Consider the following 19,334-nt stretch of genomic DNA (forward strand, 5'->3'; position numbering starts at 1 on the left):
ACTGAAAGAGCCTTATTTAGAGAAATCTAGGTAAGGCTCTTTTTGCATTCCATCGTGAGCGTAGATCCCGATGGAACTGGATTAGCTGTAGAAACAACAGTTAATATCATCGATTTGCCCGAAAAAAATGATTTGGATGGAAAACCTACAGCTAAAAACGGCCGAACTCTTATTTTTTGAGTCCTACATCAAGATTAGCTGTACAAAATCCATTTATATTGCTGAATGAGGCATATAGAGGGTGAATTACCTGTATGAAATCCAACTATTACAACCGAATGTGATCAATGAGTGCTTCATGACCCATAGGGAACATAATTGAAGTAGCCGGATCGGTGATACTTAGTAGAATGGTGGTTAATTGAGTGGTAATAACAGTTTTTTATTAAAGAACTTTCGAATAAATACCTAGGGAAAGTCAACAATAGTAAGGTTCAGATGAGGCTATCGGACCTGTGAGGAAGACATTTTAAGAGCAGTACTTGTCAAAAAGAAAGGAAATGATTATAATTTAGTTAAGGTCAAAGAAAGTCAAAGTCAATTTACTTCTAGAAATCTGGGAGGCCGAATTGATGCGCAATGTATCAGAAATTATTGAACAGTATTTGAAGCATGTTCTGCAACAAAGTACGGAAGGGGCTATCGAGATTCAACGAAACGATTTGGCGGACCAGTTTCAATGCGTGCCATCTCAAATCAATTATGTCATAAGTACAAGGTTTACCTTGGAAAAAGGCTATGTGGTGGAGAGCAAACGCGGCGGCGGTGGCTATATACGGATTCAGAAGATCGAGCTCAAGAGTCATGGATCTATTCTAGATCACATTTTCCGTACGATTCACACCCACATTGATCAAGTCACCTCAGAGGGGCTTATTTATCAATTGCAAGAGGGGCATTATATTTCCACCAGAGAAGCTAACCTGATTCGGGCAGCGATATCCAGAGATGTATTGACCTTTAAACTCCCGCTGCGCGATGAAATTCGGGCTAAGATTCTCAAAGCAATGCTGATATCCTTGCTTAGCAGATAAGGAGGCAGATGGAATGGTTTGTCAGGAATGCGGGAAACGACCGGCGACTCTTCACTTCACGAAGATTGTGAATGGAGACAAGAACGAGTTCCACATTTGTGAGAATTGTGCCCGTGAGAAGGGCGAGATGATCCCAGGAACATCGAATGGCTTTTCGATTCACAATTTGCTATCAGGTTTACTTGATTTTGAACCATTGTCCGCGGCAAAGTCTCAGGCAATTCGCTGTGATAACTGCGGTCTTACGTACTCGCAATTCAGTAAATTAGGTCGGTTTGGTTGTGGGTCCTGTTATCAAAGCTTCTCGGTCAAACTAGACCCTCTTTTCAAGCGAGTGCATGGGAATATCGTGCATGTTGGGAAAGTTCCTAAGCGAAGTGGCGGCATCATTCAAAGCAAGCGTGAAATCGATCTTTTGAAGAAAGATATGATGACCTGTATTGAAAGCGAAGAATTCGAGCAGGCTGCCCAGATACGTGACCAGATTCGTGATATTGAGAAGAAGATTGCGGGTATGTAGTTTGTAAGGGAGTGTGAATCCAGTGACTTTACAGCGGTTTACAGGAGATGCTTTGAGTGAATGGATGAAGGGTGAAGGGCCAGAGTCGGATATTGTCATAAGCAGTCGGATTCGTATTGCTCGTAACCTGAGAGATTATCCATATCCCATGCTCGCCACCAATCAACAATCCCAAGAAGTGCTAGAGCAGTTATCTGGTGTTCTTGAGAATGAAGAGTTGGAGACGATAAGCAACTTCTCGCTCATTCCACTCGCTGAGCTGAATGAGCTCGAGCGAATGGTGCTAGTGGAGAAACATTTGATTAGCCCAAATTTAGCTAACGAATCCAGGAATGGGGCCGTTATTTTAAGCGATAATGAATCAATCAGCATCATGATCAATGAAGAGGATCATCTTCGCATACAATGTTTATGTCCTGGTTTCCAGATTAAAGAAGTTTGGGATCTGGCTAACCAGATTGACGATATTTTTGAAACACAGATGGATTATGGATACGATGAAAAAAGAGGCTACCTCACGAGCTGCCCGACCAATGTCGGCACAGGAATTCGGGCTTCGGTTATGATGCACCTTCCTGCGTTAGTGCTTAGTCAGCAAATTAATCGCATTCTATCCGCAGTTACACAAGTTGGGTTGACGGTTAGAGGATTATACGGGGAAGGCAGCGAAGCTTTAGGTAATCTATTCCAAATCTCTAATCAAATTACATTAGGTCAGTCGGAAGAAGAGATTATAGATAATTTATATAGTGTGGCCAGGCAAATTATTGAGCATGAACGCGCTGCGAGACATAAGCTATTGCAAGAGTCTAGAATGCGGATCATTGATCGTGTGAATCGATCACTTGGTATTCTATCTTATGCGGGGATTATGGACTCTAAGGAAGCTGCACAGCGGTTATCAGATGTACGATTAGGAATCGATCTAGGTATCATCAACAATGTATCGTCACATGTTCTCAATGAATTACTGGTCATGACGCAACCTGGTTTTCTTCAGCAATATGCGGGTGAGAAGCTGAATGCGGAAGAGCGAGATATGCGACGTGCAGAATTGATTCGTGAGAAGTTTGGCAGGGTATGAAGAAAGAAGAAGCAAGATGAGATTCATCCTTTAGGAATTCTATAGATATACTACTTTTGGAGGTGTTCGCTATGATGTTTGGCAGATTTACGGAACGTGCGCAGAAGGTGCTTTCTCTTGCCCAAGAGGAGGCTGTTCGATTAGGACATAACAATATTGGAACAGAGCACATTTTACTAGGACTTATTCGTGAAGGTGAAGGCATTGCTGCTAAAGCACTCGTTGCGCTCGGCCTTGGTCTTGAGAAAATTCAAGATGAGGTTGAATCTCTAATTGGCAGAGGGCAAGAGCAGCCGACTAACATCGCGTATACACCTAGAGCTAAAAAAGTCATCGAGCTTTCGATGGATGAAGCGAGAAAATTAGGTCACACTTATGTGGGGACTGAACATATTTTGCTAGGACTTATCCGTGAGGGTGAAGGCGTAGCAGCAAGAGTGCTTAATAATCTAGGGGTTTCCTTGAATAAGGCACGTCAGCAAGTTCTACAGCTTCTAGGGAGCAGCGAAACGGTGTCACCTAGTCATGGTACCAATCCTAATGTGAACACGCCTACATTGGATGGTCTGGCAAGAGATCTGACTGCGTATGCGAAAGAGGGACATCTGGACCCAGTTATCGGCCGCAGCAAAGAGATTGAGCGTGTTATTCAAGTATTGAGTCGTAGAACGAAGAACAACCCAGTTCTGATCGGTGAACCAGGGGTTGGTAAAACAGCTATTGCCGAAGGTCTTGCTCAGAAAATTATTAACAATGAAATTCCGGAAACGTTAAAAGATAAACGTGTTATGACACTTGATATGGGGTCTGTTGTCGCTGGAACGAAGTATCGCGGTGAATTCGAAGATCGCCTCAAGAAAATCATGGACGAAATTCGTCAAGCGGGCAATATCGTATTGTTCATTGATGAGCTTCACACCTTGATTGGCGCTGGTGGAGCGGAAGGTGCAATTGATGCTTCAAACATCTTGAAGCCGGCTCTTGCTCGAGGTGAGTTGCAATGTATCGGTGCTACAACACTTGATGAGTACCGCAAATATATTGAGAAAGATGCTGCATTGGAGCGTCGTTTCCAACCGATTACGGTAGATCAACCATCACCGGAAGAAGCGGTTCAAATCCTTTATGGATTGCGTGATCGTTATGAAGCACATCACCGTGTGAAAATTACTGATGCTGCGATCCAAGAGGCTGTAAAGCTGTCGGATCGTTACATTACGGATCGTTTCTTACCGGATAAAGCGATCGACTTGATCGATGAAGCGAGTTCCAAAGTGAGATTGCGTTCCTATACGACGCCACCTTCATTGAAGCAGCTTGAAAGCAAGCTAGAGAACATCCGTAAAGAGAAGGATGCTGCGGTTCAAAGCCAAGAGTTTGAGAAGGCGGCAGGACTTCGTGATACGGAGCAAAAGCTTCGCGAAGAGCTAGACTCCACGAAGAATGAGTGGAAAGAGAAACAAGGTCGTCTGGATACAGAAGTAACCCCAGATGACATTGCACAAATTGTAGCGAGCTGGACGGGAATTCCGGTTAGCAAGCTTGCTGAAGAAGAAACAGATCGTTTGCTCAAGATGGAAGAAATTCTTCATGAGCGCGTCATTGGACAAGAAGAAGCGGTTAAAGCGGTAAGCCGTGCGATCCGCCGCGCAAGAGCAGGTTTGAAGGATCCGAAACGTCCGATGGGCTCCTTTATCTTCCTTGGACCAACGGGTGTTGGTAAAACCGAGCTTGCACGTGCCTTAGCAGAGTCCCTCTTCGGAGACGATAACGCCGTTGTTCGTATCGATATGTCCGAGTACATGGAGAAACACTCGACTTCACGATTAGTTGGGGCCCCTCCTGGGTATGTGGGATATGAAGAAGGCGGTCAGCTGACTGAGAAAGTTCGCCGTAAGCCATATTCCGTTGTTCTACTCGATGAAATCGAGAAAGCACATCCTGAAGTATTTAACATCTTGCTGCAAGTGTTGGAAGATGGTCGTTTAACGGATTCCAAAGGTCGCACCGTTGATTTCCGTAACACACTGATCATTATGACTTCCAACGTCGGCGCGGATATGATTAAAAAGAATTCTTCCCTGGGCTTCACTGCTGCACTGGATGCGGGTAAAGACTACAGCAACATGAAAGACAAAGTGATGGGCGAGTTGAAGAAAAGCTTCCGTCCTGAGTTCCTTAACCGGATCGATGAAATCATCGTATTCCACTCTTTGGATGAAGCGCACATTGCACAAATCGTTAGCTTAATGGCTGATGATCTACGCAAGCGTCTCAAAGAGCAAGAGGTTGATTTCTTGTTAACGGATAAAGCGAAGATGTTCCTCGCCAAGGAAGGCTTTGATCCAACGTATGGTGCTCGTCCATTACGCAGAGCGATTCAGAAGCATATTGAAGATCGCTTGTCAGAAGAGTTGCTAAGAGGCAATATTTCCAAAGGTGATTCTCTCACAATTGATGAGAATGAGGGCGAACTGGTTGTCCTGAAGGGCGAAGGCGTCTCTTTAACGAAATAAAAGCAAGTGAAAGAAGCATTTCACTTCATCCAATGAGGATGGGGTGAAATGTTTTTTATTTCAAATCGCAATCATCCTGGCATGACAGAATGCATTGAACGAAATTCCTTTCCTTATGTGTGTTGCCTGTCCAATGGGACAGTGTCGTCGTTTATTTTGTTTGGGCACTTTCATGAGAAACATAAAAATGGTAAACTTTATTGGTAAGGATAACCAAAAAGGATATCCCGATGTTAAGGAGCAATTTCTTCTATGAGTAAACAAAAAACCAAATTTAGTTGTCAAGAATGCGGTTATGATTCACCGAAATGGATGGGCAAATGCCCAGGTTGTCAGTCATGGAATACGATGGTGGAAGAAATTGAAACAGTCGTTCGTACGCAAGGTATGACATCTTCAATTCCCAAAACGAAAGAAAAAGCGATCCCCATCATACATATAGAAAGCAGCTCTGAACCGAGAGTTGTCACAAGTAACAAAGAATTGAATCGCGTCCTAGGCGGCGGAATTGTCCCTGGGTCACTAATCCTCGTTGGTGGAGATCCCGGTATTGGGAAATCAACCTTGCTTCTGCAAACGTCCTTCGAACTCACACAAGCCCAGCAAAAGGTCCTTTATATATCAGGAGAAGAATCCATTAAGCAGACTAAGCTTCGTGCCGACCGCTTAAATGCGTCATCCCCGCTGTTATACGTACTATGTGAGACGAACCTCGAACTCATCGAGGAAGCTATACAAGAAACAAATCCTGACTTTCTCGTTATTGACTCGATCCAAACGGTATTTCACCCGGCGATTACATCAGCCCCTGGGACGGTTTCACAGGTCCGAGAATGCACAGGCCATTTTATGAGAATAGCTAAGGGTAAGGGAATTGCAACGGTCCTAGTCGGGCATGTGACCAAGGAAGGGGCAATAGCGGGACCTAGAATGTTGGAGCATATGGTTGATTGCGTGCTCTACTTTGAAGGGGAGCGGCATCATTCCTATCGTGTATTAAGAGCGGTAAAGAATCGTTTCGGTTCAACCAATGAAATCGGTATCTTTGAAATGCAAGAGGTTGGACTTGTAGAAGTGAACAACCCATCGGAGCTGTTTCTATCCGAAAGGCCGCTTGGTGTGGCGGGTTCTGCCGTTGTGGCTAGTATGGAAGGGACGCGTCCCGTTTTGGTGGAAATTCAAGCACTGGTGTCCTCGACAAATTTCCCCTCTCCGAGAAGGATGGCGACGGGTGTGGATCACAATCGTCTCTCCTTAATTATTGCGGTATTAGAGAAACGCATGGGCATGTTCTTGCAAAATCAAGATGCTTATCTTAACGTGGCAGGCGGAATTAAGCTGGATGAACCAGCCGTGGATCTAGCTATAGCAATTAGTATCGCATCCAGTTTCAGGGATCAATCGACACAACCTTTTGATGTTGTGTTCGGTGAAATCGGCTTAACCGGAGAAGTCCGCGGCGTCTCTCGTATTGATCAACGTGTAAAGGAAGCAGAGAAGCTTGGGTTCCGCAGAGTGATTATGCCTGAGAAAAGTTTGAAGGGGTGGACACATCCGAAAGGGATGGAGATTATTGGGGTTAACACGGTAGCTGAGGCATTGAAAGCAGCACTGGGTTAGGATAAGTTCTGCAAGCTATAAGCCTTCAGGAGGAAAATGATGAGTAAAGAAGAGATGAAACGAGATGTGATGAGCCAATTGCTCCAATTGGTAGCACCTGGTACGCCATTTCGTGATGGTTTGGAGAATGTCTTACGCGCCAAAACAGGCGGACTGATCGTTGTTGGCTTCAGTTCTGAGGTAACTGAAATCGTGGATGGCGGTTTCTCCATAAATTGCGACTTTTCACCTAACTATTTGTATGAACTTGCTAAAATGGATGGTGCGATAATCCTTAGTGAGGACATCAAGCGCATTCTTTATGCGAACACCCAATTGATTCCGGATTCTTCTATTTCCTCCTCCGAAACGGGGATTAGACACCGAACGGCGGAGCGTGTGGCGAAGCAAACGAATAAATTAGTTGTTTCCATTTCACAGCGGCGGAATGTGATTACGCTGTATCAAGGAAATTTAAGATATGCGCTTAAGGATATCGGCGTCATCCTGACCAAAGCGAACCAAGCGATCCAAACGTTGGAGCGATACAAGGTTGTGTTGGATCAGTCGTTAACCAATCTAAGCGCATCGGAGTTCGAGGAGCTAGTTACCTTACATGATATTACGAATGTTATCGCCAGATTCGAGATGGTCCTACGCATCAAAGCAGAAATTAATCGTTATATTAACGAACTTGGCAACGAAGGACGACTAATTAGTATGCAATTAGAAGAACTTGTTGGGAATGCGGAACTTGAAGCGCGTTTGCTCGTAAAAGATTATGTAAGAGAATTATCAGAAGATAGAGTCAAGGAGATGCAGGCTGGTTTGAAGCGTCTATCATCTGATGAGCTGCTTGAGCCCCAGCAAATTATTCGCTTGCTAGGGTATTCTCATACCAATTCGATTGCTGAAGAGCCTGTTTCCCCACGTGGCTTCCGCATTTTAGGCAAAATTCCGCGATTACCATCCATCATTATTGGTAATCTAGTGGAGAAGTTTGGCTACTTGCCACACATGATGATGGCGACGATCGAGGAATTGGATGAAGTTGACGGAATCGGAGAAGTGAGGGCCCGCGCCATTAAGGAAGGTCTCAAAAGAATTCAGGAACAAGTGTTCATTGACAGACATATTTAAAGTGGATACAATCATAAAGTATCATTGTTAAGGTTTCATGTAGTCAAGTTTAGGGTATAGTAAATCCAGAGGTGGACAAAAACATATGTTAACGAAATCAATTCCCAGTCTCTTTACAGTAGGGAACTTATTCCTAGGCGTACTATCGATTATCCTAGCCTTCAGTGGAGAGCATGGCGTAGCTGCCGTTCTTGTCATTGTCGCTATGCTGTTGGATGGACTCGATGGACGTGTTGCGAGAGCGTTGAACGCTCAAAGTGAATTTGGTAAAGAGTTAGACTCCTTATCCGATGTGATCTCTTTCGGTGTCGCTCCTGCTTTCATCATGTATGTCGTTGCATTTAACGATCCAACAGTCATTAGCCCAGCTTTTGCTTGGATTGTCACAGCGATCTTCCCGATTTGTGGAGCGCTGCGTTTAGCTAGATTTAATGTCGTTGCCGGTACGCCTGGCTATTTCATCGGTTTACCGATTCCAGCAGCAGGCGGTGTTCTTTGTACATTAGCTCTTTTCGTGAATGATATTAACGTGTATGTGCTTCTCGTAAGTACAGTTCTATTGTCATACTTAATGGTTTCCACAGTGAAGTATCCGAATTTCAAAAAAGCGGGTATTCCTAAGGCTGCGATTTGGATTACGCCAATTATCGTTGCAGCTGCGATTCTGATTGCGATCAAATGGCCAGAATCCATTTCCAAAATGATTTTCGTACCGCTTCTTGGGTACGCGCTCTACGGCCTAAAAAAAAACGTTGATGGATACTTCATCCGTCTCCGTAATCTTCGCAGAAAGAACAAAAGACGTGGCGTAGACGACAACAACTCAGTGAAATCTGACGTGTAGGCACTTTGTTCGAAAATAAAAAGCATTTATTTTCTCCTGATATCAGGAAGAAAATAAATGCTTTTTTTGTTTTTCATCATCATGACATGTTGAATAGGCCTAGTGTTGTACATTTCTTTGATTCATTCTCAACGACTTGCTCCAAATTAATATCAAGAATGTTACTTAGGGCAGACATATAGAAGAGATTCCTGCCTAGCTCGCTACTAACGACCTCGATGCATTGTTCACACAAGTGACCAGATACATGGGTGCCTAGAACATCCTTAGCCTCATCCAAGGTCATCTCTGGATGATACTCTTGCTTAGCTGCATGAACTTGGATACATCCACACTCGGTAATGGATTTCACCACGGAACGGTTGGCAGCTGCGCCTGATTGTTGAAATTTGGATAAGACATCAAGCAGACTGCGGTGACGGAGTAACAATTCAGACACTTGATCTTGAAACTGCTTTAAAGTCAAGGAGCTCATTCCATCCACCTCGGGTAGGTTGGTAACTTCCATTTCATTATAATGGATGCCCTCTAATATTTCAATTTTCCGACGAAAGAAGTGATTAGCGTTGCATAAATTGGAACATAATTGTAATAAGGCTTGAAAAATGTGATACAGGAGGTGAATCTGTGATGAAGAAATGGGTACAAATCATTTTAGCAATCATGGGTGGCAGTTTAGGTTATAGGTGGAGTGATTCGTTCTTACAAACGACGGATATGACAAGTCAAGCAGGACAAGTATTTTGGATTAATATGTTATGTGCAGTAGGGATGTTTTTGATTTCAGCGTGGGTAGCTAACGTTGGCATGAACTTGCTGATGAGAGGTGAGCGCAATGTCACGGATATTCCCGTGTCGGACTTGCTTTCTGGTACATTGGGACTCGTGATTGGGCTATTGGTTTCAGTCATGTTATTTCCTGTGCTTGAGCAAGCCAAATGGGCAGGGCCATTTTTACCATTTCTCGTATCAGCTGTATTGGGCGTTATGGGCTTCCGTATCGGTTACAGCAAGCGGGAAGAACTTGTGCAGGTTATTGTGAAGAGCCGATCTGGCGGTCCTGAGAAGCAAACACATCGTCCGTACGAGGAACATAAGATTCTGGATACGAGTGTGATCATCGATGGCCGGATCGCGGATATTTGCAAGACAGGTTTTATCGAGGGAACCCTAGTTATCCCGGAGTTCGTCTTGGAAGAGTTGCAGCATATTGCGGACTCATCCGATCTCTTGAAGCGAAACCGTGGACGTCGCGGACTGGACATTTTGAACAAAATCCAAAAAGAACTTGAAGTGAAGGTCCTCATCTATGAAGGGGATTTCGAAGAAATTGCGGAAGTGGACAGCAAGCTGGTGCGCTTAGCCAAAGTACTTCAAGGGAAAGTGATTACGAATGATTTTAACTTAAATAAAGTGTGTGAACTACAAGGCGTATCCGTGCTTAATATCAACGACCTTGCGAATGCGGTGAAGCCAGTTGTTCTGCCGGGAGAAGAAATTATTGTTCAAGTCATTAAAGACGGCAAAGAACATGGACAAGGTGTCGCTTACCTTGATGATGGAACGATGATCGTAGTCGAAGGCGGACGCGATTTCATCGGTATGACGCTGGAAGTCATGGTAACGAGTGTGCTTCAGACTTCGGCGGGCCGGATGATTTTTGCGAAACCAAAACTATTGGAAAAAGCACAGTAAAACCAGTATGATAAGGAGATGTAACATAGCTCTTTCAAGTTGACTTGGGCTTATGATTACGAAGAAAGCTTTCGTGTGAAAGCGCCAAGTTGGAGGACTTATGGGGAAGCTAGGAGTTATCATCGTGGCAGCGGGCAAAGGTTCGCGCATGGGTACAGCAGAAAGCAAACAATACCTGCAACTGGGACAGAAGCCAATTCTGGTACATACCTTGCAATTATTTCAAAACATACATGAAGTGGATGAAATTATTCTCGTTGTGGGTGCCCATGATGTGAATCGCTGTAACGGCTATGTCACGAGCTATGAACTTACGAAGGTTACATCTGTGCTGGCGGGTGGCGCGGAGCGGCAAGATTCCGTTAGACAAGGTCTTCAGGCTTTACAAGAGGGCACGCATTGGGTACTTGTGCATGACGGAGTTCGTCCTTTCGTGAAAAAAGAACATATGTTCGAGTGCCTGGCGAAGGCGCAAGAAATAGGAGCAGCGGTCTTAGCCGTTCCGGTCAAAGATACAATTAAAGTAGTGGATGCCGCAGATAAGCGCATTCAATCAACACCTGATAGACGAAGCTTGTGGGCGATCCAAACGCCGCAGGCTTTTCGTCTTTCTCTCCTGCAGGAGGCCCATGAGAAGGCGCAGCAAGATGAATTCATGGGGACAGATGACGCGAGTTTAGTGGAACGTTTAGGTGCTGCAGTGCATGTGGTAGAAGGGGACTATTATAATATCAAAATAACGACCCCAGAAGATTTACCTTGGGCAGAGTGGATTTTACATAACGTAAGGGGAGAGGAACGTACATGATTCGTGTAGGAAATGGATTCGATGTTCATCAATTGGTAGAGGGCCGTAAATGCATCATTGGAGGCGTAACGATTCCTTATGAAAAAGGGTTGCTGGGGCACTCCGATGCGGACGTGCTATTGCATGCCATTAGTGATGCGATTTTAGGCGCATTAGGTCTAGGTGATATCGGGAAGCATTTCCCAGATACGGCTGCCGAGTACAAAGATGCGGATAGCTTAGTCTTGTTGAAGCAGGTATGGCAATTAGCGAAGGAGAAGGGGTACAAATTGGGGAATGCAGATTCCACGATTATCGCTCAGAAACCGAAGATGCTGCCATATATCCCGCAAATGATTGAAATTATAGCCGCTGCTTTGGAGACAGAGGTGGATCAAGTCAATGTTAAAGCGACGACGACAGAGTGGCTTGGTTTTACAGGACGTGGCGAAGGAATAGCTGCACAATCGGTTGTTTGTTTAATTCGTGATGTGATAAAATAGCAGATATTCATGCATGGAAGATGAAAAGGGGATACAACGATGAGTCAGCCTTTACGCGTGCGTTATGCACCTAGTCCGACTGGACATTTACATATTGGCGGTGCCCGTACGGCACTATTTGATTATCTATTAGCTCGTAAGAATGGCGGCGCATTTGTTGTGCGCTTTGAAGATACGGATCAAACACGTCATAAGGAGTCTGGCATCGAAGATCAGTTGAATGGTTTGAGATGGCTTGGCCTAGAATGGGATGAAAGTGTGGATATCGGCGGCCCTTACGGTCCTTACCGTCAGATGGAGAGACTAGATATCTACAAGACATACTTAGATAAATTGTTGGAGAGCGGTCACGCCTACGGTTGCTATTGCTCCGAGGCAGATTTAGAGCAAGAACGTGCTGAGCAAGAGGCTAGCGGTGAAATGGGCGGCTATTCCGGCAAATGCCGCAACTTGACGCCTGAGCAAATCGCTGCGTATCAAGCGGAAGGCCGTGTGCCTTCAACGCGTTTCCGTGTGCCAGCTGATCGTATCATTGCCATTGAAGACAAGGTACGCGAGCATGTAGAATTCGATTCCAATGGGATTGGCGATTTCATTATCGCGCGTCCAGATGGCATTCCGACCTATAACTTTGCCGTCATCGTGGATGATCATTTGATGAAAATCAACTTGGTTATTCGTGGGGAAGAACATTTATCTAATACGCCAAGACAGGTTTTGATGTACGAAGCTCTGGATATGCCGATTCCGGAATTTGCACATTTATCTTTGATTTTGAATACAGATCGTAAAAAGATGAGCAAACGGGATGAGTCCATCATCCAGTTCATTGAGCAGTACAAAGAGCTGGGCTATCTGCCTGAAGCAGTAGTAAACTTCATTGCGCTTCTTGGTTGGTCTCCTGGCGGAGAAGAAGAGATGTTCACGAAGGAAGAATTGATCGCGCAGTTTGATCTGGAACGTGTATCCAAGAGCCCGGCTGTATTTGATATGGATAAATTGAACTGGATGAACAATGCCTATTTGAAAAAGGCGCCGCTGTCTCGCATCGTAGACCTGTGTCTGCCTCATTTGCGTAAAGCGGGCTACCTTCAACAGGGTGACTTGGATGCGGCTACTGGGGCTTGGGTAGAGGCGCTTGTTGGTCTCAATCAAGAAAGAATGCGCTACGCGGCGGAAATCGTGGACTTGTCTGCGATCTTCTTCAAGGCAGAGCTGGTCATCGACGATGAAGCGGCTGCCATTCTGAAAGAAGATCATGTGCCAGTCGTGTTAACGAGCTTCTTGGCGCAGGTTGAGCAAGCGGAAGCTTTCACAGTTGAAGCGATGCCGGCGCTGCTGAAAGCCGTGCAGAAGGAAACAGGCTTCAAAGGGAAGCAACTGTTCATGTCAGTTCGCTCAGCATTGACAGGGCAAGTCCATGGACCGGACCTGAATGTATCCCTTTTCCTACTTGGGAAAGAAAAAATTGTTTCACGCCTTCAGAGCTTATTGTAAAGCGAGGTTCTTTTCGCTATACTTAATACAATGAAATAGGAAATGCGATGATCAGGAGAGTATGGTTCCGTGAGGATTTTTCAGAGAGGATAATCAAGGCCGTGAGGCTTTGGCTGTGAGTTATCCAATCCTTGTAATCAGAAATGCACCTGGGAGCAGCCGCGCCGAACACTCGTTAAGAGTAAGGTAGGCGCAGCCGGAACACCCACGTTACGGGTTTGAGTTGGGAGACTTCCGAGTCACCAAGCAGAGTGGAACCGCGATAACCACGCCTCTGCAGCCTTAGGGCTGCAGGGGCTTTTTTTAATTTGTACCAACATTATTCTAGCAAGAAGGTGAGCAATATGTGGTCAACGATCAAATCTGATATATCCGCCGTGTTCGATAACGACCCAGCAGCGCGCAGTTGGTTTGAGGTTGTTTTTACGTATTCGGGGCTTCATGCGATTTGGTCGCATCGGATTGGGCATTGGTTCTATACAAGAAGGATGTATACCCTCGCACGTATCGTTTCTCAAATAAGCCGGTTCATGACAGGCATCGAGATACATCCAGGAGCAACGATAGGCAGAAGGCTGTTTATTGATCACGGGATGGGCGTGGTCATTGGAGAAACCTGTGAGATCGGTGATGATGTCATCTTGTACCAAGGTGTAACTTTGGGTGGAACGGGGAAAGAGAAAGGTAAGAGACACCCAACAATTGGCAATAATGTAGTTATTGGGTCTGGTGCCAAAGTTCTCGGATCCTTCCTCGTCGGTGAGAATTCACGGGTTGGGTCGAATGCGGTTGTTATCCAGGAAGTTCCCCCTAACAGCACAGTTGTTACGGTTCCGGCTAAGGTAGTGAAACGAGATGGTGTTCGTGTAAACCGATTGGACCATGGCAATTTGCCTGATCCCATCGTTGATATTTTTCAAGAATTGCAGCAACAAATTAATGAGTTGAAATTCCAGTTAGAAGAAGAACGGAAGCAGAATGGAGAATTGAGGAGAACATGACACTCAAAGTTTATAATACCTTAACGCGCAAGAAGGAAGAGTTCATTCCGATTGAGCCTGGCAAAGTGAAGATGTACGTATGTGGACCAACCGTATACAACTATATTCATATTGGTAATGGCCGTCCTGTTATATTTTTCGACGTGGTTCGCCGTTATTTGGAATCGCAGCAGTATGAAGTCAACTACATTACAAACTTTACCGATGTGGATGATAAAATGATTCGTAAAGCCGAAGAAATGGCGGTTTCCGTACCCGAACTTGCCGAAACGTTCATCGCGGCTTTCTTGGAAGATATCCAATCTTTAGGTGTTCATGAAGCGACGCTGAACCCGCGTGTAACAGAGAATATTCAAGAAATCATCGATTTCATAGCTGCGCTTGTAGAGAAGGATTTTGCCTATGAAGCCCGTGGCGATGTTTACTATCGGACTTCTAAGTTTACGGATTACGGCAAGCTGTCTAAACAAAATTTGGAAGAACTTCAGCACGGAATTCGTATTGAGGTGGATGAGCGCAAAGAGAATCCACAAGACTTTGTCTTATGGAAAGCAGCGAAGCCAGGTGAGATTTATTGGGATAGCCCTTGGGGCCAAGGTCGCCCAGGCTGGCATATTGAGTGCTCCGCGATGGTGCGCAAATATTTGGGCGAAACGATCGATATTCACGGAGGTGGCCAAGACTTAACGTTCCCTCACCATGAATGTGAGATTGCTCAAACCGAAGCGGTAACGGGTCATCCGATGGCCAATTATTGGCTGCATAATGCTTTTCTAAATATCGATAATGAGAAAATGTCGAAATCACTCGGAAATGGTATTTTAATTCGAGATCTCATTAAACAAATTAAACCGCAAGTATTCCGTTTCTTTATGTTATCCGCTCACTATCGGAATCCACTTAATTTCAGTGATGAGAGCTTGAAGCAAGCGACCAATGCGTTGGAACGGATTCAGAATGCTTACGATAATATGAAGCACCGATTAGCTACGGCATCTGCAACTGGTGAAGTTGAAGCGGGCATCACAGATAAACTGCAGTCCATATCGAATCAATTTGTGGATAAAATGAATGATGATTTCAATACCCCCGATGCGATTACCGCGGTGTTCGATCTTGTCGCGGAAGCGAATTTGTACTTGCAACAGGAGCGGGTGAACGCGGAAGCGGTGAAGCTATTCATAGAGCAATTAGAAGCATTCGATGCAACGCTCGGCATTCTTTCCCAACAAGGGGATGAATTGCTGGATGAAGAGATTGAGCAACTGATCATTGAACGTACAGAGTCTCGGAAATCGAAGAATTGGGCGCGCGCGGATGAAATTCGTGATAGGCTGACGGAGAAAGGGATATTCCTTGAAGATACACCGCAAGGTATTCGCTGGCGCCGCAAATGACCGAGATGAAGCTAGATGCTGCTAACTTATTTTTGTTCCCCCCATCGAAAAGTCCGCATTTATTAAACCCATTAGTTTTAGCGTATATTGGAGATGCGGTGTATGAAGTCTACATCCGGCAATATGTGATCTCAGGAGCGAATCATCGCCCTAATCATTTGCATAAGGCTTCAACGGGATTTGTCTCAGCCAAAGCGCAGTCCAAATTACTAACGGCCTTGATGCCAACACTTACGGATGAAGAAGTGGACATCGTGAAGCGGGGGCGCAATGCCAAATCAGGAACAACAGCCAAAAACGCGGATGTGTTGGAATACCGACACAGCACCGCGTTTGAGTGCTTAATCGGCTATTTATATTACACACAATCGTTCGAACGATTGAAAGAGATATTAGACTTTGCAATCACGTTTAATGATAAACAGAAATAAAGAGACATAGAGAAGCATTCGCACGTACTTTTAGGAGGAATTAGGATGGATGAAGACATTATCGGAGGGAAGCACTCCGTATTGGAGGCGCTTCGTGCTGGACGGACGATTAATAAGATATGGATTGCCGAAGGCGCTCAGAAGCAGTTCGCAGGACCGATTGTGGCAGAAGCCAAAAATCTAGGCATTATTGTCCAATTTACGGACAAGCGTAAGCTGGATCAGATGGCAGAGGGGCTGCAGCATCAAGGTGTTGTTGCACAAGTTGCAGCGTATGCTTACGTGGAAGTTGAGGATATCTTGGCCAAAGCGAAAGCGTTGGGGCAAGAGCCGTTCATTTTGATACTCGATGAAATTGAAGATCCGCATAACCTAGGCTCCATTCTGCGTACGGCCGATTGTACGGGAGTTCATGGTGTGATCATACCGAAACGTCGATCCGTAGGGCTAACAGCAACAGTGTCCAAAACCTCGGCAGGCGCAGTAGAATATGTGCCGGTGGCTAGGGTGACGAATATTTCCCAAACGATTGAGCAATTAAAAGAACAAGGTGTATGGGTTGCAGGTACGGATGTTACTGCTGCTCAAGATGTATACAAAGCTAACTTTACGATTCCGATTGCTTTAGTTATTGGAAACGAGGGTAAAGGTGTGGGGCGACTCATTAAAGAAAGATGTGACTTCTTAGTCAAGCTGCCGATGGCCGGGCATGTTAATTCGTTGAATGCTTCCGTTGCCGCGGGTGTATTGATGTATGAAGTGGTCAGACAGCGCAATAAGGGCTAAATAGGATGGAACAGATCCTAATTGTAGATGGCTACAACATTATCGGCGCCTGGCCCGAGTTAAGTAAATTAAAAGATACCGATCTTGAAGGTGCTCGTGATGGTCTGATCCATATGCTTGCGGAATTTCAATCTTTTTCGGGTATGAAAGTCTATCTAGTCTTTGATGCTTACATGGTGCCTGGACTGGGTAAAAAATATGTGCAGAACAAATTGGCTGTGCTCTATACCAAAGAGAAGGAAACCGCAGATGAGCGAATCGAACGATTGGTGACAAGTCTGATGGGCAGGCGTAAGGAAATATTCGTGGCGACGTCGGATATGATCGAGCAGCATGTCATATTTGGCAAGGGAGCGCTTCGGATGCCCGCGAAAGAATTATTAGTGAAAATCAAACAAAATCGTAAAGATGTTCGTGAACGCATAATACCGGAGACAACAACCAAACGAAATCCATTCGGAGGCAAGCTGAGTGACGAGATGAAAGCGGAGTTAGAACGATGGCGAAGAGGGGAGTAAATCCTCCAAATGCTAGAAATGGTGGGGTTCCCCGTTGACGGTGTGAGATTTCATCATGTATACTTAACCTAACTTTTATAGTGAAATCTGGGTAGTCTTGCAGGCCGGAGGGATTGTTGGTGAGTGTCGACCTCAAAGAACTGAGAATGTATGATTATGACCTCAAGCCAGATGAAGACATTGTCGAAGCAGTCCGTGAAGGCAGTAGCGAAGCTTTGGAATATCTTATCAATAAGTATAAGAATTTTGTCCGTGCTAAAGCACGTTCATATTTTTTGATAGGTGCTGACCGAGAAGATATTGTGCAGGAAGGCATGATAGGTTTATATAAATCTATCCGCGACTTCCGAGGAGACAAGCTTGCTTCATTCAAAGCCTTTGCTGAACTGTGTATCACGCGGCAGATCATCACGGCGATTAAGACAGCAACTCGTCAAAAGCATATACCTCTTAATTCCTACGTGTCACTGGATAAGCCCATCTATGATGAAGATTCTGATCGTACGCTGCTTGATGTTATTAGCGGCTCCCGGGTGACAGATCCTGAGGAATTAGTTATTAATCAAGAAGAGTTTACGGGACTTGAAGATAAAATGGGAGAGATTTTAAGTGACTTAGAGCGTAGAGTGCTTATGCTCTATCTCGATGGCAGATCCTATCAAGAGATTGCAGTGGATCTCGATCGCCATGTGAAGTCAATTGACAATGCTCTCCAACGTGTTAAGCGCAAGCTTGAGCGGTATTTAGAAGTTAGAGATTTGTAGAAATGCCCGTGCTGCATAAGCTGTACGGGTGTTTTTCTTTCTTTATATGTTTAGTAACCCTCGGGAGAGTCTATACTGGTGATACTCTTGCATTTGTGAGACTTCTACCTTGACACTCGGGGGGCAGTTGTGATAAAGTGTTTCAGGTAGCCCTAAAAGTCGCTTTCTTTTTGATGCGCTTAGAAGGGCTTTAATTAGAAAGTGTCTGTAGGAGGTGTACATCATGCGGGTCATCATCACATTAGCGTGCACAAATTGCAAACAAAGAAACTATGCATCCACTAAAAATAAGCGCAACAATCCCGACCGTATTGAGTTGAAGAAATATTGCAAATTTTGCAATGAACATACTGCTCATCGCGAGACTAGGTAGTTCTTTGGAGGTGTAGTTTGTGGCGTTCTTGGCTAGAATGAGACAAAGCTTCGGATCCACTTTTTCCTTCTTCACCGATAGTTGGTCAGAACTCAAAAAGGTCAAGTGGCCAAGTCGCAAAGAGATGACTACTTATACGCTTGTCGTTATAGGTACAGTAACTTTTGTTGCTATTTATTTTTTTGTGCTGGATCTAGGAATTTCTGAGTTGCTGCGCCTTGTTTTTAAATAAACAGGACTATAGGTGAATTTATTCATGGAAAAAAGATGGTACGTCGTACATACCTATTCAGGGTATGAGAACAAAGTGAAAGCCAACTTAGAGAAGCGCGTTGAGTCTATGGAAATGACGGACAAGATCTTCCGTGTGCTTGTGCCTATGGAAGAAGAAATGGTAAACAAGGATGGCAAGAAGAAAGTTGTCATGCGTAAAGTTTATCCAGGGTATGTCCTCGTAGAAATGATTCAAACTGACGACTCTTGGTACGTAGTTCGTAATACGCCAGGAGTAACTGGATTCGTAGGTTCTACTGGATCTGGCTCTAAACCAACTGCATTATTACCTGAGGAAGTTGAATCAATCCTGAAGCATATGGGAATGGAAGAGCCGAAGGAAGTAATTGACTTTGAGCTCAAAGAGACTGTACGCGTTAAGGTTGGTCCATTTGCAAACTTTGTTGGCTCTGTCGAAGAGATTATTGCCGATAAGGGGAAACTGAAGGTACATGTTAACATGTTTGGAAGAGAGACACCGCTTGAACTCGATTTCGACCAAGTTGAGAAACTCTAAGAACATGACAACCAAAAGGCTCTACCAGGTCTATTCCTTGGGATAGACCTACGTT

At 44.8% G+C, this 19,334-nt stretch carries 22 protein-coding genes; 21 read left to right on the top strand and 1 reads right to left on the bottom strand.

Translation table 11 applies throughout. From position 1 onward, the window contains the following. The first annotated feature begins 42 nt into the window (after positions 1 to 42). From A8708_RS36000 to pssA, 8 genes are all read left to right on the top strand, one after another. Positions 43 to 180 (top strand): hypothetical protein, encoded by a 138-nt coding sequence (locus tag A8708_RS36000; RefSeq protein ID WP_204787453.1) that lies wholly within the window; start codon positions 43 to 45, stop codon positions 178 to 180. 392 nt (positions 181 to 572) lie between these two features. Then, positions 573 to 1,034: a CtsR family transcriptional regulator gene (locus A8708_RS01905; RefSeq protein ID WP_056618373.1), complete on the top strand. Its 462-nt coding sequence runs from the start codon at positions 573 to 575 to the stop codon at positions 1,032 to 1,034. Positions 1,035 to 1,047: 13 nt separating this feature from the next. After that, entirely contained in the window at positions 1,048 to 1,554 is a 507-nt protein-coding gene (locus tag A8708_RS01910; protein ID WP_068661858.1) for a UvrB/UvrC motif-containing protein, read from the top strand. Positions 1,555 to 1,576: 22 nt separating this feature from the next. Continuing rightward, positions 1,577 to 2,638 carry a protein arginine kinase gene (locus A8708_RS01915; RefSeq protein ID WP_082927216.1) on the top strand — a complete coding sequence of 354 codons (1,062 nt, stop codon included), beginning with the start codon at positions 1,577 to 1,579 and terminating at the stop codon, positions 2,636 to 2,638. Positions 2,639 to 2,709: 71 nt separating this feature from the next. Continuing rightward, on the top strand, positions 2,710 to 5,154 hold the full coding sequence (gene clpC, locus A8708_RS01920; protein WP_068661859.1) for an ATP-dependent protease ATP-binding subunit ClpC: 2,445 nt from the start codon (positions 2,710 to 2,712) through the stop codon (positions 5,152 to 5,154). A gap of 252 nt (positions 5,155 to 5,406) precedes the next feature. Then, positions 5,407 to 6,774: a DNA repair protein RadA gene (gene radA, locus A8708_RS01925; protein ID WP_068661860.1), complete on the top strand. Its 1,368-nt coding sequence runs from the start codon at positions 5,407 to 5,409 to the stop codon at positions 6,772 to 6,774. Positions 6,775 to 6,813: 39 nt separating this feature from the next. Further along, a complete protein-coding gene (gene disA, locus A8708_RS01930) occupies positions 6,814 to 7,893 on the top strand; it encodes a DNA integrity scanning diadenylate cyclase DisA (protein WP_082593528.1) in 1,080 nt (359 codons plus the stop codon). Between the two features lie 85 nt (positions 7,894 to 7,978). Beyond that, on the top strand, positions 7,979 to 8,737 hold the full coding sequence (gene pssA, locus A8708_RS01935) for a CDP-diacylglycerol--serine O-phosphatidyltransferase (RefSeq protein ID WP_068661861.1): 759 nt from the start codon (positions 7,979 to 7,981) through the stop codon (positions 8,735 to 8,737). Between the two features lie 79 nt (positions 8,738 to 8,816). Here pssA and A8708_RS01940 read toward each other — a convergent pair whose 3' ends face one another. Further along, complete coding sequence (locus A8708_RS01940; RefSeq protein ID WP_056618352.1) at positions 8,817 to 9,212, bottom strand: hypothetical protein; 396 nt, start codon at positions 9,210 to 9,212, stop codon at positions 8,817 to 8,819. 152 nt (positions 9,213 to 9,364) lie between these two features. On the opposite strand from A8708_RS01940, the gene A8708_RS01945 reads away from it, so the two are divergent. The 13 genes from A8708_RS01945 (at position 9,365) to nusG (ending at position 19,279) form a co-directional block, all read left to right on the top strand. Next, positions 9,365 to 10,432 (top strand): PIN/TRAM domain-containing protein, encoded by a 1,068-nt coding sequence (locus A8708_RS01945; protein WP_068661862.1) that lies wholly within the window; start codon positions 9,365 to 9,367, stop codon positions 10,430 to 10,432. A 100-nt stretch (positions 10,433 to 10,532) separates the two neighbouring features. Next, positions 10,533 to 11,240: a 2-C-methyl-D-erythritol 4-phosphate cytidylyltransferase gene (gene ispD, locus A8708_RS01950; RefSeq protein ID WP_068661863.1), complete on the top strand. Its 708-nt coding sequence runs from the start codon at positions 10,533 to 10,535 to the stop codon at positions 11,238 to 11,240. Further along, positions 11,237 to 11,722 (top strand): 2-C-methyl-D-erythritol 2,4-cyclodiphosphate synthase, encoded by a 486-nt coding sequence (ispF, locus tag A8708_RS01955; protein WP_068661864.1) that lies wholly within the window; start codon positions 11,237 to 11,239, stop codon positions 11,720 to 11,722. The genes ispD and ispF overlap by 4 nt, the downstream gene beginning before the upstream one ends. A gap of 39 nt (positions 11,723 to 11,761) precedes the next feature. Beyond that, positions 11,762 to 13,219, top strand: a complete 1,458-nt coding sequence (gene gltX / locus A8708_RS01960; RefSeq protein WP_068661865.1) for a glutamate--tRNA ligase — start codon at positions 11,762 to 11,764, stop codon at positions 13,217 to 13,219. 344 nt (positions 13,220 to 13,563) lie between these two features. Next, positions 13,564 to 14,220, top strand: a complete 657-nt coding sequence (gene cysE / locus A8708_RS01965) for a serine O-acetyltransferase (protein WP_068661866.1) — start codon at positions 13,564 to 13,566, stop codon at positions 14,218 to 14,220. Further along, the gene (cysS, locus tag A8708_RS01970; RefSeq protein WP_068661867.1) at positions 14,217 to 15,617 is read left to right on the top strand and encodes a cysteine--tRNA ligase; all 1,401 of its coding nucleotides are present in this window, start codon (positions 14,217 to 14,219) and stop codon (positions 15,615 to 15,617) included. The genes cysE and cysS overlap by 4 nt, the downstream gene beginning before the upstream one ends. Continuing rightward, the gene (locus A8708_RS01975) at positions 15,614 to 16,048 is read left to right on the top strand and encodes a Mini-ribonuclease 3 (protein ID WP_068661868.1); all 435 of its coding nucleotides are present in this window, start codon (positions 15,614 to 15,616) and stop codon (positions 16,046 to 16,048) included. The genes cysS and A8708_RS01975 overlap by 4 nt, the downstream gene beginning before the upstream one ends. Before the next feature lie 45 nt (positions 16,049 to 16,093). Continuing rightward, on the top strand, positions 16,094 to 16,834 hold the full coding sequence (rlmB, locus tag A8708_RS01980; RefSeq protein WP_068661869.1) for a 23S rRNA (guanosine(2251)-2'-O)-methyltransferase RlmB: 741 nt from the start codon (positions 16,094 to 16,096) through the stop codon (positions 16,832 to 16,834). A gap of 5 nt (positions 16,835 to 16,839) precedes the next feature. Continuing rightward, positions 16,840 to 17,352, top strand: a complete 513-nt coding sequence (locus A8708_RS01985) for an NYN domain-containing protein (RefSeq protein ID WP_068661870.1) — start codon at positions 16,840 to 16,842, stop codon at positions 17,350 to 17,352. 119 nt (positions 17,353 to 17,471) lie between these two features. Next, positions 17,472 to 18,116 carry an RNA polymerase sporulation sigma factor SigH gene (sigH, locus tag A8708_RS01990; protein ID WP_028557511.1) on the top strand — a complete coding sequence of 215 codons (645 nt, stop codon included), beginning with the start codon at positions 17,472 to 17,474 and terminating at the stop codon, positions 18,114 to 18,116. A 223-nt stretch (positions 18,117 to 18,339) separates the two neighbouring features. After that, a complete protein-coding gene (rpmG, locus tag A8708_RS34640) occupies positions 18,340 to 18,489 on the top strand; it encodes a 50S ribosomal protein L33 (RefSeq protein WP_079418041.1) in 150 nt (49 codons plus the stop codon). Between the two features lie 19 nt (positions 18,490 to 18,508). Beyond that, a complete protein-coding gene (gene secE / locus A8708_RS01995) occupies positions 18,509 to 18,721 on the top strand; it encodes a preprotein translocase subunit SecE (RefSeq protein ID WP_047683213.1) in 213 nt (70 codons plus the stop codon). A gap of 24 nt (positions 18,722 to 18,745) precedes the next feature. Further along, a complete protein-coding gene (nusG, locus tag A8708_RS02000; protein WP_068661871.1) occupies positions 18,746 to 19,279 on the top strand; it encodes a transcription termination/antitermination protein NusG in 534 nt (177 codons plus the stop codon). Positions 19,280 to 19,334 lie beyond the last annotated feature (55 nt).

Origin of the sequence: Paenibacillus oryzisoli, from assembly GCF_001653565.1 — a bacterium.
Taxonomy (GTDB): domain Bacteria; phylum Bacillota; class Bacilli; order Paenibacillales; family NBRC-103111; genus Paenibacillus_E; species Paenibacillus_E oryzisoli.

Bases quoted from the DNA above. Each gene is read 5' to 3' on its own strand.
- disA (WP_082593528.1), top strand. From the start codon at position 6,814: ATGAGTAAAGAAGAGATGAAACGAGATGTGATGAGCCAATTGCTCCAA.
- clpC (WP_068661859.1), top strand. From the start codon at position 2,710: ATGATGTTTGGCAGATTTACGGAACGTGCGCAGAAGGTGCTTTCTCTT.
- A8708_RS01975 (WP_068661868.1), top strand. From the start codon at position 15,614: ATGACCGAGATGAAGCTAGATGCTGCTAACTTATTTTTGTTCCCCCCA.
- cysE (WP_068661866.1), top strand. From the start codon at position 13,564: ATGTGGTCAACGATCAAATCTGATATATCCGCCGTGTTCGATAACGAC.
- ispF (WP_068661864.1), top strand. From the start codon at position 11,237: ATGATTCGTGTAGGAAATGGATTCGATGTTCATCAATTGGTAGAGGGC.
- radA (WP_068661860.1), top strand. From the start codon at position 5,407: ATGAGTAAACAAAAAACCAAATTTAGTTGTCAAGAATGCGGTTATGAT.
- A8708_RS01910 (WP_068661858.1), top strand. From the start codon at position 1,048: ATGGTTTGTCAGGAATGCGGGAAACGACCGGCGACTCTTCACTTCACG.
- rpmG (WP_079418041.1), top strand. From the start codon at position 18,340: ATGCGGGTCATCATCACATTAGCGTGCACAAATTGCAAACAAAGAAAC.
- ispD (WP_068661863.1), top strand. From the start codon at position 10,533: ATGGGGAAGCTAGGAGTTATCATCGTGGCAGCGGGCAAAGGTTCGCGC.
- rlmB (WP_068661869.1), top strand. From the start codon at position 16,094: ATGGATGAAGACATTATCGGAGGGAAGCACTCCGTATTGGAGGCGCTT.
- pssA (WP_068661861.1), top strand. From the start codon at position 7,979: ATGTTAACGAAATCAATTCCCAGTCTCTTTACAGTAGGGAACTTATTC.
- cysS (WP_068661867.1), top strand. From the start codon at position 14,217: ATGACACTCAAAGTTTATAATACCTTAACGCGCAAGAAGGAAGAGTTC.
- A8708_RS01985 (WP_068661870.1), top strand. From the start codon at position 16,840: ATGGAACAGATCCTAATTGTAGATGGCTACAACATTATCGGCGCCTGG.
- A8708_RS01905 (WP_056618373.1), top strand. From the start codon at position 573: ATGCGCAATGTATCAGAAATTATTGAACAGTATTTGAAGCATGTTCTG.
- A8708_RS01940 (WP_056618352.1), bottom strand. From the start codon at position 9,212: ATGAGCTCCTTGACTTTAAAGCAGTTTCAAGATCAAGTGTCTGAATTG.
- nusG (WP_068661871.1), top strand. From the start codon at position 18,746: ATGGAAAAAAGATGGTACGTCGTACATACCTATTCAGGGTATGAGAAC.
- gltX (WP_068661865.1), top strand. From the start codon at position 11,762: ATGAGTCAGCCTTTACGCGTGCGTTATGCACCTAGTCCGACTGGACAT.